General features: G+C 54.1%; 13 protein-coding genes and 1 pseudogene. 7 read left to right on the top strand and 7 right to left on the bottom strand.

All coding sequences use genetic code 11. From position 1 onward, the window contains the following. The first annotated feature begins 4 nt into the window (after positions 1-4). The 3 genes from KGP22_RS11635 (at position 5) to KGP22_RS11625 (ending at position 774) form a co-directional block, all read left to right on the top strand. Complete coding sequence (locus tag KGP22_RS11635) at positions 5-202, top strand: hypothetical protein (protein WP_023312007.1); 198 nt, start codon at positions 5-7, stop codon at positions 200-202. A gap of 3 nt (positions 203-205) precedes the next feature. Beyond that, on the top strand, positions 206-628 hold the full coding sequence (locus KGP22_RS11630; RefSeq protein ID WP_223578968.1) for a GFA family protein: 423 nt from the start codon (positions 206-208) through the stop codon (positions 626-628). 68 nt (positions 629-696) lie between these two features. Continuing rightward, positions 697-774 carry a hypothetical protein gene (locus KGP22_RS11625; RefSeq protein WP_223239581.1) on the top strand — a complete coding sequence of 26 codons (78 nt, stop codon included), beginning with the start codon at positions 697-699 and terminating at the stop codon, positions 772-774. Positions 775-836: 62 nt separating this feature from the next. On the opposite strand, the gene KGP22_RS24235 is transcribed toward KGP22_RS11625, so the two are convergent. The 3 genes from KGP22_RS24235 to nifJ form a co-directional block, all read right to left on the bottom strand. Then, a complete protein-coding gene (locus tag KGP22_RS24235; RefSeq protein WP_258525023.1) occupies positions 837-962 on the bottom strand; it encodes a hypothetical protein in 126 nt (41 codons plus the stop codon). A 147-nt stretch (positions 963-1,109) separates the two neighbouring features. Further along, positions 1,110-2,219 (bottom strand): porin OmpC, encoded by a 1,110-nt coding sequence (ompC, locus tag KGP22_RS11620; protein WP_149366998.1) that lies wholly within the window; start codon positions 2,217-2,219, stop codon positions 1,110-1,112. Positions 2,220-2,617: 398 nt separating this feature from the next. Beyond that, entirely contained in the window at positions 2,618-6,142 is a 3,525-nt protein-coding gene (gene nifJ, locus KGP22_RS11615) for a pyruvate:ferredoxin (flavodoxin) oxidoreductase (protein ID WP_223578965.1), read from the bottom strand. Between the two features lie 271 nt (positions 6,143-6,413). On the opposite strand from nifJ, the gene KGP22_RS11610 reads away from it, so the two are divergent. Beyond that, positions 6,414-6,680, top strand: coding sequence for a DUF333 domain-containing protein (locus KGP22_RS11610; protein WP_032658293.1), 267 nt, complete (start codon positions 6,414-6,416; stop codon positions 6,678-6,680). On the opposite strand, the gene hslJ is transcribed toward KGP22_RS11610, so the two are convergent. The 4 genes and pseudogenes from hslJ to KGP22_RS11590 all read right to left on the bottom strand — a co-directional run bounded on the left by hslJ (position 6,681) and on the right by KGP22_RS11590 (position 9,781). Then, positions 6,681-7,118 (bottom strand): heat shock protein HslJ, encoded by a 438-nt coding sequence (hslJ, locus tag KGP22_RS11605; protein WP_111963681.1) that lies wholly within the window; start codon positions 7,116-7,118, stop codon positions 6,681-6,683. A gap of 124 nt (positions 7,119-7,242) precedes the next feature. Then, entirely contained in the window at positions 7,243-7,371 is a 129-nt protein-coding gene (locus tag KGP22_RS11600) for a DUF2474 domain-containing protein (protein ID WP_008501283.1), read from the bottom strand. Continuing rightward, a pseudogene (cydB, locus tag KGP22_RS11595) lies at positions 7,371-8,381 on the bottom strand (cytochrome d ubiquinol oxidase subunit II). Before cydB ends, KGP22_RS11600 begins: the two are co-directional and overlap by 1 nt. Further along, complete coding sequence (locus tag KGP22_RS11590; RefSeq protein WP_111963679.1) at positions 8,381-9,781, bottom strand: cytochrome ubiquinol oxidase subunit I; 1,401 nt, start codon at positions 9,779-9,781, stop codon at positions 8,381-8,383. The pseudogene cydB and the gene KGP22_RS11590 overlap by 1 nt, the downstream one beginning before the upstream one ends. A gap of 392 nt (positions 9,782-10,173) precedes the next feature. Here KGP22_RS11590 and KGP22_RS11585 point away from each other — a divergent pair, with 392 nt between their 5' ends. The 3 genes from KGP22_RS11585 to ydcS all read left to right on the top strand — a co-directional run bounded on the left by KGP22_RS11585 (position 10,174) and on the right by ydcS (position 13,271). Beyond that, a complete protein-coding gene (locus tag KGP22_RS11585; protein WP_028013309.1) occupies positions 10,174-10,362 on the top strand; it encodes a hypothetical protein in 189 nt (62 codons plus the stop codon). Between the two features lie 82 nt (positions 10,363-10,444). Further along, a complete protein-coding gene (locus tag KGP22_RS11580; RefSeq protein WP_223578962.1) occupies positions 10,445-11,854 on the top strand; it encodes a PLP-dependent aminotransferase family protein in 1,410 nt (469 codons plus the stop codon). Positions 11,855-12,125: 271 nt separating this feature from the next. Continuing rightward, entirely contained in the window at positions 12,126-13,271 is a 1,146-nt protein-coding gene (gene ydcS / locus KGP22_RS11575; protein WP_023344246.1) for a putative ABC transporter substrate-binding protein YdcS, read from the top strand. Positions 13,272-13,280 lie beyond the last annotated feature (9 nt).

Raw genomic sequence — 13,280 nt, 5'->3', positions numbered from 1 at the left:
GAATATGAAAAACAAAGATGAACAAACCGGATTAGTGGGGCTGGCGATTGGGGCCGCCGTTATTGGGCTGGTTTCAGCGCAAAAACCGATCCATCGCAACAGTATAGTGGATGAACTGGTCAGACTCGGCAGGCAAAAAGGCGATGGTGTAGAAGACGAGGTTTTCGTTAAAGCGGCCGAGCTCGTGAGAAAAGGGGTATAGCCCATGGCTGAAAGACGAAATGCGAAGTGCCACTGCGGTGCGGTGGCATTCACCGTTGAACTTACTGATGGCCTCAACACCGCGCGGCGCTGCAGCTGTTCCTTTTGTCGAATGCGAGGCGCTGTCGTCGTTTCTGCGCCGCTGTCGGGGATTACGGTGACCAAAGGTGAGGATAAGCTCACCGAGTACCGCTTTAACACGGGAACGGCACGGCATTTCTTCTGCTCGGTGTGCGGGATCTACACGTTCGATCAGCGGCGTTCTAACCCAAACGAATATGGCGTGAATGTCGCCTGTTTTGAAAACGTTTCACCATTTGATTTTCCAGAGGTGAAGGTGATGGACGGGGTTAACCATCCCATGGATGGAGAAAGTGGCGTATTTGGCTATCTCACTTTTCGCGAGAAAGGTGAACAGCAGGCATGATTGCCGCCTGGCCACTCTTTAATCAGCCTGGCTATAGTGGAGAATGGTTATCTGATACAGGAGAAACTATGCTTTGTGTTGAAAAAGACGATCCGCGTGAGGCCCCTGAATCAGGCGATAAAAAGCCTCAACCTGTGAAAAAATAACGCGACCTATGCGTATATCCGCCACCGGCACTGCTGGTGGCTTTTTGTTTCCTGGTAAACGGTCAACTGCCATCCAGATGGTTTAACAGCGCGCCGAGATGCCCGACAATATCACCAAAATCAAAAATTAACGCCATCCACACCAATGCTAAAAGGGTAAGGACGGCAAGAGATACACGACCAAACAACGCTGTTATCCTTAATGACAAAAGGGCTATCTCCGTAGTCTAACCAGCTTTCTTTCAACTTTCCCTCAACCAATCCCTTTCTGAAACTATCTTTTGTGACTTACTTCAAAAACAAGCGAGCCCGCACCATGATGCGGGCTCTGACAATCAGAACTGGTAAACCAGACCTAACGCTACGACGTCATCCGTGCCGATGCCGTTGTTTTTGTAGAAGCTGTCATCTTCATCCAGCAGGTTAATTTTGTAATCAACGTAGGTGGACATGTTTTTATTGAAGTAGTAGGTCGCGCCTACGTCAGCGTATTTAACCAGATCCCGATCGCCCTGACCGTTGCCCAGGTCCTTACCTTTCGACTGCAGGTAGGAAAGGGACGGACGCAGGCCAAAGTCGAACTGGTACTGGGCGGTCACTTCAAAGTTCTGGGTTTTATTCGCTACGGAATTGGTTTTATCACCATACGGTGTCATATTACGGGTTTCAGAGTACATTGCCGCCAGATAGATGTTATTGGCGTCATATTTCAGACCCGCAGTCCACGCATCCGCTTTGTCACCGCCCGCAGTGGTATTCATGACCTGCTCGTTGGTGCGATCTGAAGAGGTGTACGCCGCACCTGCAGTAATGCCCATGCCGAAGTCATAGGTGGTAGAAATACCGAAGCCGTCGCCGTTCTCGTGACGCGTGTCGCGGCCGTTGTTGGTGCCTTCCTGGTTGTTGCTGGCATCTTCATTTTTGCCCTGATACTGCAGCGCAAAGTTCAGGCCCTGCACCAGACCGTAGAAGTCGGTGTTACGGTAGGTTGCCACACCGTTGGCGCGGCTGGTCATAAAGTTGTCGGCTTTAGAGTAGGAGTCTCCGCCGAACTCAGGCAGCATATCGGTCCAGCCTTCTACGTCGTACAGCACGCCGTAGTTACGACCATAATCGAAGGAGCCGTAGTCACCCACCTTTACACCAGCGAAGGCCAGACGCGTCCAGGACTGATTATCAGACCCTTCCGTATTATTAGCCTGAATGTTGTATTCCCACTGCGCGTAGCCGGTCATCATGTCGTTGATCTGGGTTTCGCCTTTGAAGCCCAGACGCAGGTAGGTTTGATCGCCGTCAGCACCTTTATCGTCGGAGAAATAGTGCAGACCATCTACTTTTCCATACAGATCTAATTTGTTACCGTCTTTATTATAAATCTCTGCTGCATGAGTTGCGCCAGCCATTAACAGAGCCGGAATCATCAGGGCCAGTACTTTTCTTTGCATTGTGATATTCCTTTGCAGTTGTTTTTATTTAATTACCTGTTGAACTTTCAGAATGAGAAAGTTGTCTCATGCTAAATCACCCCTGTAGGAGAGTAATAAAATATAATTGTTACGAAATAAGTTAAATCTAAACCGAATAAATCAGCGGAAATGATCATTGGTCGGGTGAATGATTTAAAAGTGAGTACATTAAATAGCAATTATTAATTGGTTGTTAATTACTGTTTTCTTGATGGTGTTATATGCATTTATATGCTTTTAAGATGATTGAATCATAATTAACACGAATGCTATTAAGCAAACAAAATAGATATTCATTGATTATCTGGATTCGCCCGGTGTGAATGCGCCGGGCTTTTTTATGGCAAAAATATGCCCGGACAAGCCGGGCAGAGGTACTAGTCGCTGGTCGGTTTTTCGGCTTTACCCGCCATTTGCGCCAGGAAGTCATAACGTTTTTGCAGATCGGCCGCGGCATCTTTCCAGAGCTGTTCGGCCACTTCCGGCTGCTGCGCGTTAAGGCGACGGAAGCGCTGTTCCTGCATTAAGGTCTCGGCCAGGGCATCTGACGGCGGACGCGAATCCAGTGCCAGCGGTAATTTACCCTCATCAGCACGACGCGGGTCGAACCGGTACAGCGGCCAGAAGCCCGTCGCGGTCAGCTGACGCATCTGGTCGTGGCTGAGCGCCAGATCGTAGCCATGCTCTTCGCAAGGGCTGTATGCAACGATCAGCGATGGGCCAGGATACGCTTCCGCTTCCTGAATCGCTTTTACCGTCTGGTTAAGCTGGGCACCCAGCGAAATTTGCGCGACGTAAACGTGACCGTACATCATCATGCTTACACCGAGATCTTTGCGCGCCTTGCGTTTGCCGTGTTCGCCGAATTTCGTCACAGCGCCTAACGGTGTCGCTTTCGACGCCTGACCACCGGTGTTGGAATAACACTGCGTATCCAGAACCAGGATATTGACGTTTTCGGTCAGGCTCAGCACGTGATCCAGCCCGCCAAAGCCGATGTCGTAAGCCCAGCCGTCACCGCCAATCAGCCAGATCGATTTTTCGACCAGCGCGTCCGCGTCGGTCAGCAGCTGCTCAGCTCCCGCCACGCCCTGAAGCGCCTGACGCAGCTCGGCAACTTGCTCACGACGTTCTTCTGGCGTTGCATCCGCATGAAGCGCGTCATTGAGCCCGGCAGGAAGCTGCCCGGCAAACTGCTCCAGCAGGCGCATCACGCGTGCGCGGTGCTGATCAACGGTCAGGCGGAAGCCCAGACCAAATTCGGCGTTGTCCTCGAACAGCGAGTTTGCCCATGCCGGACCGCGACCGTTGGCATCGGTGGTGTAGGGCGTGGAGGGCAGGTTACCGCCATAAATAGACGAACAGCCGGTTGCGTTGGCAATCAGCATCCTGTCACCGTACAGCTGGGTAAGCAGCTTGATATACGGCGTTTCACCGCAGCCTGAACAGGCGCCGGAGTATTCAAACAGCGGCGTGATCAGCTGCGAAGTGCGAATATCAATACGTTCCAGTTTGCTGCGATCGATTTCCGGCAGATTCAGGAAGAAGTCGTAATTAATTTTCTCCTCTTCAACGTGCTCCAGACGCGACATCATATTGATGGCTTTGATCTCCGGGTCCTGCCTGTCTTTCGCCGGACAGACCTCGACGCAAAGGTTACAGCCGGTGCAATCTTCCGGCGCGACCTGCAGAACGTATTTCTGACCGCGCATATCGCGGGATTTCACATCCAGTGAATGCAGGCTGGCTGGGGCGGATTCCATTTCTTCCGGTGAAACCACTTTGGCACGAATGGCCGAGTGCGGGCATGCCGCTACGCAGTGGTTGCACTGGGTACACAGTTCTTCTTTCCAGATAGGGATCGCTTCGGCGATGTTACGTTTTTCCCAGCGCGTGGTGCCCATCGGCCAGGTGCCATCCGGCGGCAGCGCAGAGACGGGCAAGGCATCACCCAGACCGGCCAGCATCGCCGCCGTCACGGTCTTAACGAAATCAGGCGCCGCATCGGACACCACCGGAGGGCGGTTCGGGCTTTCGGCATTGACCGGCTGCAGCGGTACCTCATACAGCGACTCGCGCGCCAGCGCCAGCGCCTGCCAGTTACGCTCGACTAATTCCTGTCCTTTGCTGCTGTAGCTTTTGGCAATCGCGCCCTGCAGTTCCGCCAGCGCGCTGTCGCCCGGCAGAATATTGGTCAGATGGAAGAAGGCCATCTGCATAACGGTATTGATGCGCGCGGCCAGGCCACATTCGCGGGCAATTTTTGCCGCATTCACCACAAATAAACGGGCTTTTTTCTGGTTCAGCACCGCCTGCACTTCCTGCGGCAGGCGAGACCAGACCTCATCCGCGCTGTACGGCGTATTCAGGAGGAAAATACCGCCGGGCTTCAGGCGCTCGGCCATCTGGTATTTATCGATAAACTGCAGCTGGTGACAGCCAACAAAATCAGCCTGAGAAATAAGATACGCGGAGCGAATGGGCTGTTCGCTCACGCGCAGGTGGGAAACGGTCAGGCCGCCTGCTTTTTTGGAGTCGTAGACGAAGTATCCCTGGGCGTAGCATGGCGTTGAGTTGCCGATGATTTTGATGTTGTTTTTTGTCGCGGAGACGCTGCCGTCGCTGCCCAGACCATAGAACAGCGCCTCAAGTTTGGCGGTCGAGGGCAGAGTATTTTCCGGCAACGACAGGGACAGATTCGTCACATCATCATAAATACCGACGGTAAAGCGCGGCTTGGGCTTCGCTTCGCTGAGTTCGTTGAATACCGCCAGCACGCAGTCCGGCCCAAATTCCTTGGACGATAACCCATAGCGACCTCCGATCACGCGCGGCAGCGTTTCACGTTCGCCCTGATTAAAGGCTTCTGCCAGGGCCGTCATCACATCCAGATACAGCGGTTCTGCCTGCGCGCCCGGCTCCTTGGTACGGTCGAGCACCGCCACAGCGCGCGCGCTTTCAGGCAGAGCCGAAAGCAGATGTTTGGCCGAGAACGGGCGATAGAGCCGCACCTTAAGCACGCCAACTTTTTCGCCGCGCGTCAGCAGTTCATCAACAACTTCCTCGCAGGTGCCAATGGCCGACCCCATCAGCACAATGACCCGTTCCGCCTGCGGATGGCCGTAGTACTCAAAAGGTTTATATTCCCGACCGGTCGCGGCGGCAAAGTCATTCATAGCCTGTTCAACATGGTCGTAAACCGCGTTGTACCACGGGTTCGTGGCCTCGCGGGACTGGAAATAGGTATCCGGGTTTGCCGATGTGCCACGAATAACCGGGTGTTCCGGATTAAGGGCCCGGGCACGATGCGCGTCAATGTCCGCCTGCGGGAGCAGATTCAGGATTGTCTCGTCAGCCAGCGGGACGATTTTGTTAATTTCGTGAGAGGTTCGGAAACCATCAAAGAAGTGAATAAACGGCACGCGGCTTTTAAGCGTGGCGATATGTGAAATTAAGGCAAAGTCCTGGGCTTCCTGAACGCTGCTGGCGCACAGCATCGCGCAGCCGGTCTGGCGTACCGCCATCACGTCAGAGTGATCGCCAAAGATAGAGAGCGCGTGAGTGGCAACGGTACGCGCCGCAACGTGAAGAACGAAGGGGGTCAGTTGACCAGCGAGTTTGTACAGAGTAGGGATCATTAACAGCAATCCCTGAGATGAGGTAAACGACGTGGAAAGCGCGCCGGTTTGCAGCGCGCCGTGCACAGTGGCAATCGCACCGGCTTCTGACTGCATTTCAACCACTCTCGGGACATCGCCCCAGACGTTTTTTAACCCGTTACCAGCCCATGCATCCGCCTGCTCGGCCATGGTAGAACTTGGCGTAATCGGGTAGATGGCGATAACTTCACTGGTGCGAAACGCGACTGAGGCAACTGCACCATTACCGTCAATAGTTTGCATAGGACAACACCCTTACATTGCGCAAAAAATAGGGGTCTGTATTACGGCAACAAACCCTGAATATTATCTGTGTATTCTAGCAAACGGGGGATTTTACGATTTTCGCTTTTGTGTCCTTGGTATTCTCGCCATCAATGAGTAGATCAAACTTTTGGCGAAAAAATTGCGAGAAATTGTTTCCGGAGCGCATAAATACGCACTTTCGCTCTCGACGACATGGGCTGTGATGCCTATTATGCATAGGTTTCGCATCATTTATGGGGGAGAAAGCATGCGCTCAGCGTTTTTGGTAGGGTGTGCCGCATTATTGTTGTCGGCATGTAGCAGTGAACCCGTTCAGCAGGCAACGGCAGCCCACGTGGCGCCGGGAATGAAAGCGGCGATGTCCAGCTCTGGTCAGGCTAACTGCGCAATGATTGGCGGTTCGCTGTCTGTCGCTCGCCAGCTTGATGGTTCTGCTATTGGGATGTGCGCCTTGCCAAACGGCAAACGCTGTAGCGAACAGTCGCTTGCCGTTGGAAGCTGCGGTAACTACTGATTATTCTACACGCTTAAACATCAGCGTTTTATCGGCTGTCGCCAGCGTTAACTGGTCTTCAGTCAGGTCGACCTGCGCCCCTTTGCGCAGCATGTCGCCGATGGCCTGATCCAGCTCATTCAGCTGCTGTTCAGTACAGAGCTTGCGCGTCATGGCCAGCGTTTTAACCTTAAGCTCGCCTTCGGACAATTTCCCCTGTCCGTTGAAGCGGTTACACATCTGGCCGGAAACGCTGATGTTATTCACCAGGCTGATGTCTGGCAGCGCGCTAAAACTGAGCTCAGGTTGCGTTGTCGAGGTCTTCACGGCCTTACCGTTCACGTTTTCCAGCACGAAGCGGTGATTCTGAAGTTGCTCCGGCTGAACGGAGGCTTTACCCGGGTTAACGCAGCCGGTAAGAACAAGACTGATAACACTTAACGCGATGAGCTTTTTCATTTTTCTTCTCAAACTATAAACACTGTGAATCTTTTTCCAGTGTAACGATACGCTGTCGCGCGTTAATGGGGTTTATCTGAAAGTGCGGGGGAACAGGGCAACGCAGCGGTTGCCCGGAATGATGTTAATGCGATTTAAACCCGGCAGCCGTCATCAGCATACGGAAGAGCATGCTGACAGCAGCCAACGCCAGTACGCTGCCGCCCCAGATAATGGCCAGCCACAGTAATCTTTTCCAGACCGGTTGTTGCATCAGTGATAACCCTCCCCATGCTGAACTTTGCCGCGAAATACGTAATAACTCCAGAAGGTGTAGACCAGAATAACGGGAATGATCAACAGCGCGCCGACCAGCATAAAGCCCTGGCTTTGCGCCGGTGCGGCGGCCTGCCACAGGGTGATCGACGGTGGAATAATATGCGGCCAGATGCTGATCCCAAGCCCGCTAAAGCCGAGGAATACCAGCCCCAATGTCAGAATAAACGGACGGCTATGGCTGGCGGGATTATTCAGGCAGCGCCACTGGTACAGGCTAAAAATCACCACCAGAGCAGGAACCGGCAGCAGATAAAACAGATTCGGCAGCGTAAACCAGCGCGCGGCGATGGCCGATTGTGCCAGCGGCGTCCAGAGGCTAATGGCGGCAATAAACGCCAGCAGCACGATTAACAGCGTTTTCGATACCTCGCGCATCCGCTGCTGCAGCGCGTTTTCGCTTTTCATCACCAGCCAGGTCGAGCCTAACAGCGCATAGGCCACCACCAGCCCGGCGCCGCAAAACAGGTTAAACGCGGTAAACCAGTCAAAGGGGCCGCCGGTATAGGCCCGGCCGGTGACGGTAAAGCCGTTAATGACGGCGCCCACCGTCACGCCCTGAGTAAACGTCGCCAGAATGGAACCGCCTATAAACGCCTTATCCCAGAAAGGACGGTGCGCCGGGGTGGCCTTAAAACGAAATTCAAATGCCACCCCGCGGAAAATAAGTCCGATCAGCATTAACGTCAGCGGAATGGTGAGGGCATCCACGATCACCGCGTAGGCAAGTGGGAATGCGCCGAACAGCGCAGCGCCGCCAAGCACCAGCCAGGTTTCATTTCCGTCCCAGACCGGCGCGACGCTGTTGACCATTACGTCGCGATCGTCGGCGTTCTACGTTGCCGGGAACAGAATGCCAATCCCCAGATCAAAACCGTCCATGACGATATACATCAGCGTGGCGAAAACGATGATCACAAACCAGATAATGGAAAGATCAATACCCATTATGGCTGCTCCTTATGTTCAGTTGTGACGGCAGAAAGCGGGCGCGCCGGACGTCCGTCGGACTCGGTGGCGAAAGATTCATGCGGCTGCGGGCCTTTTCGGATGAGGCGCACCATATAGCTGTAACCCACGCCGAATACCGAGGTATAGACGACGAAGAAGGCCAGCAGGCTCACGCTCATGTGCAGGTCTCCGTGGGCAGAAACCGCATCCTTCGTTCGCTGGAGCCCATAGACCACCCACGGCTGGCGGCCCACTTCAGTGGTGATCCATCCGGCCAGAATGGCAATCAGCCCCGATGGCCCCATCAACAGCGCAAACCACAGGAAGGGGCGCGACGAATAAACGCGATTTTTATAGCGAAGCCAGAGTGCCGTTACCCCGAGAAGCAGCATCAGCATGCCCAGACCCGCCATAATGCGGAACGACCAGAAGACGATGGTGGAATTCGGGCGTTCTTCCTTTGGAAACTCTTTCAGCGCCGGAACCTGTTTATCCAGACTGTGCGTCAGGATGAGACTCCCCAGCGCCGGGATCTCCAGCCCAAAGCGGGTGCGCTCCTGCTCCATATCCGGCCAGCCAAACAGCAGCAGCGGGGTAGGCTCACCCGGCGGATTTTCCCAGTGTCCTTCAATCGCGGCTATCTTGGCGGGCTGGTGCTTTAAGGTGTTCAACCCGTGCATATCGCCAACCATGGCCTGGATGGGGGCGACGATCAGCGTCATCCACAGCGCCATCGAAAACATCGCCCGGATGGCGGGGGTATTATTCCCGCGCAGCAGATGCCATGCCGCGGAGGCGCCCACAAACAGGGCGCTGCTCAGGAACGCGGCTATCGACATATGCAGCAGGCGGTAAGGGAAGGAGGGATTAAACACCACCGCGAACCAGTCCACCGGCACCACCTGACCGTTGACGATCTCATAGCCCTGCGGGGTCTGCATCCAGCTGTTTGAAGAGAGGATCCAGAAGGTAGAGATAATGGTCCCCAGCGCCACCATGCAGGTGGAGAAAAAATGCAAACCCGGTCCGACCTTGTTCCAGCCGAACAGCATTACGCCGAGGAACCCGGCTTCGAGGAAGAAGGCGGTAAGCACTTCATAGGTCAGAAGCGGGCCGGTAATACTGCCCGCAAATTGCGAAAAGCCGCTCCAGTTGGTGCCAAACTGGTAGGCCATCACCAGCCCGGACACCACGCCCATGCCAAAGTTGACGGCAAAAATCTTCGACCAGAAATGGTACAGCGAGCGCCAGACCGGATTTTTTGTTTTCAGCCACAACCCTTCGAGCACGGCAAGATAGCTTGCAAGACCGATGGTAATGGCCGGGAAAATAATGTGAAAGGATACGGTAAAGGCAAACTGTATCCGTGCAAGGTGAAACGCATCTAAACCAAACATGCACAGCCTCAATGTCAAACGGTGTGCTGTTATGGTATAGGGGCGAAGATCTGACTATCAGACTCAGAAAAGTGATTTTTAACCATAACAGTTGGCATAATACTCATGCTTTAGCCATCTGATATACTTCTCGGATGAGGAATAAAAATACTGTTTTTATGAATTTTACGCATAAAACTGCTTGCTTTGTCGTCAGCGCCGTGCGTTAATGGTCTTCTGGTTTTGAGTCCAAATAAATATCTGACGTAGTTTTATAAAGCAGTTCTCATCACGTTGTGCCTCTCCGCAGCCTCTCTTGGGTCTTTATCTACATTCCGATTCGTTTTGTTTAAAACCATTATGCCCAATCGGCCCATTAGTAATTTACGTTTTTACGTTTACAGGAGAATCCTATGACTTCTTATATCCATTTCCGCTGCCCATGCTGTCATGGCTCGCAGTACCGTACCTCAGTCTTTGATGTGTCTGAGAAAAACCCACTCGGCGCGAAATGCATCTTTTGCAAATCGTCGATGATAACGCTCGATCACCTGGCCGCTGCGCGTCAGGCGCAAAGCCACGTTACCGAGTACCGTAAGTAATTCATTTCCCGAACTATAACAGTTAGCTAAATCTTCTCTTTTTCTCCTGCTGATATACACTGTCAGTCACAAGGAGAATCTGATGAAAAAATACCAGCGTCTGGCGCAACAAATTATCTCGCAGATAGAGCTTGGCGTATGGCTGCCGGGCGATAAGCTGCCTTCTCTGCGAGAGCAGGTGGCGAGCAGCGGCATGAGTTTTATGACCGTTGGCCACGCGTATCAGATGCTGGAAAGTCAGGGGCGCATTGTCGCCAGACCGCAGTCGGGCTATTACGTTGCCTCGCGCCCGACCGCACATCAGCCTGCTCCACCTGCCCAGGTGATGCGTGACGAAGTGGTGGATATTAATACCTACATCTTCGACGTCTTACAGGCCAGCCGCGACCCGTCCGTTGTCCCTTTTGCCTCCGCTTTTCCCGACCCACGGCTTTTCCCGCTGCAGCAGCTCAACCGCTCGCTGGCGAACGTCAGCAAAACCGCGACGGCGATGAGCGTGATTGAGAACCTGCCGCCGGGTAACGTCGATCTCCGCCACGCCATTGCCCGCCGCTACGCGCAGCAGGGGATGAACATCTCCCCGGAAGAGATTGTGATCACCGCAGGCGCCCTTGAAGCGCTCAATCTCAGCCTGCAGGCGGTGACCGAGCCGGGCGACTGGGTGATAGTCGAAAACCCCTGTTTTTACGGCGCGCTGCAGGCCCTGGAACGCCTGAAGCTTAAAGCGTTGTCGATTGCGACGGACGTCCGCGAAGGGATTGACCTGAATGCCCTTGAACAGGCGCTGAAGGAGTATCCGGTTAAAGCCTGCTGGATAATGACCAACAGTCAGAACCCGCTTGGCTTCACGCTGAGCGCGGAGAAAAAAGCGCAGCTTGTCGCCCTGTTAACGCAGCACAACGTTCCTCTGATTGAAGACGACGTCTACAGCGAGCTCTATTTTGGTCGCGAAAAACCGCTTCCGGCGAAAGCATGGGATCGTCAGGATATGACGCTGCACTGCTCGTCCTTTTCAAAATGTCTGGTGGCCGGTTTTCGCATCGGCTGGGTTGCGGCAGGAAAACACGCGCGACGTATTCAGCAGCTGCAGCTGATGAGCACGCTCTCCACAAGCTCACCTGTGCAGCTGGCGCTGGTTGATTACCTGGCGACGAAACGCTACGACGCCCATCTGCGCCGCCTGCGGCGTACGCTCGCCGAGCGAAAGCAGCAGGCCTGGCAGTCCCTTTTGCGCCATATGCCTGCCGGCGTCAAAATCCATCATAACGACAGCGGTTACTTTTTATGGCTGGAGCTTCCGGCGGATCTGGACGCGGGGCTGCTGAGCGAAAAAGCCCTAACGCATCACATCAGCATTGCCCCCGGAAAGATGTTTTCCACTTCTGACGCATGGACGCCGTTCTTCCGTTTTAATACGTCGTGGGCCTGGGGAGAGCGAGAAGAGCAGGCGGTCATTCAGTTAGGCAAATTAATTAGCACGATGCTTGAATAATCCTTTTTTCGTTTTTTAAATATTCATTTCTTATCCTGATGACGGCACTGTTAATATTTCGCGGTGCCCTGTCATAGGAAATCTGCATACCGTCTCTCGCGGCTAACTCCTTGTCTATAATCCAGTTAACGGGGAATGCGCCCTCGGTCACACCTTGATGAAATTTCCTTAAGCCGAACGGTGCGGCGCATTCGCGCGGTCTACGTTTAATAAGGGAGATATTTTTACGGCACGGCTGCCGCTAAATTTCATTGCGACAGGAGTAACCCTTATGAGCAAAAAATTTGCCCGCAGCAGCCTGTGCGCGCTCGGCATGACTATCATGACAGCGCAAGCCGCAGAACCACCAAAGGCCATCGGCGACGGGGAAGGTCGACTGGATATTATCGCCTGGCCGGGATACATCGAACGCGGACAGACGGATAAAAACTACGACTGGGTCACCCAGTTTGAAAAAGAGACCGGGTGTGCGGTGAACGTCAAAACGGCGGCCACGTCGGATGAAATGGTCAGCCTGATGGCGAAAGGGGGATATGACCTGGTCACCGCATCAGGTGACGCTTCCCTGCGCCTGATCATGGGCAAACGCGTCCAGCCGATTAACCCCGATCTTATCCCCAACTGGAAAACCCTCGACGAACGGATTGTGAAAGGGGAATGGTTTAACGTCGGCGGGAAAGTCTACGGCACGCCGTACCAGTGGGGGCCAAACCTGCTGATGTACAACACCAAAACCTTCCCGACGCCGCCGGACAGCTGGAGCGTGGTCTTTACCAAACAGGATCTGCCGGACGGGAAAACCAATCAGGGACGCGTGCAGGCGTATGACGGCCCGATTTACATCGCGGATGCCGCGCTGTTCGTCAAAGCCACGCAGCCGCAGCTGGGTATTAAAGACCCGTACCAGCTCACCGAAGCACAGTATGCCGCCGTGCTTAAGGTGCTTCGCGACCAGCATGCTCTGATTCACCGCTACTGGCACGACACCACCGTCCAGATGAGCGACTTCAAAAACGAAGGCGTCGTGGCCTCCAGCGCCTGGCCGTATCAGGCGAATGCCCTGAAGGCTGAGAACCAGCCTATTGCAACCGTCTTTCCGAAAGAGGGGGTGACCGGCTGGGCGGATACCACCATGCTGCACGCTCAGGCAAAACACCCGATGTGCGCCTACAAGTGGATGAACTGGTCGCTGACGCCGAAAGTTCAGGGCGATCTGGCAGCGTGGTTTGGCTCCCTGCCCGTGGTGCCGGAAGGGTGTAAAGCCAGCACGCTGCTGGGCGATAAAGGCTGTGAAACAAACGGATATAACGAGTTCGACAAAATCATGTTCTGGAAAACCCCCATCGCAGAAGGCGGCAAATTTGTCCCTTACAGCCGCTGGACGCAGGATTACATCGCCATCATGGGCGGTCGTTAATTGCCCGGG

It is taken from the genome of Enterobacter sp. JBIWA005, from assembly GCF_019968805.1.
GTDB lineage: Bacteria > Pseudomonadota > Gammaproteobacteria > Enterobacterales > Enterobacteriaceae > Enterobacter > Enterobacter vonholyi.
The sequence above is the reverse complement of the archived record's forward strand: the minus strand, read 5'-3'. Positions and strand labels throughout refer to the sequence as shown.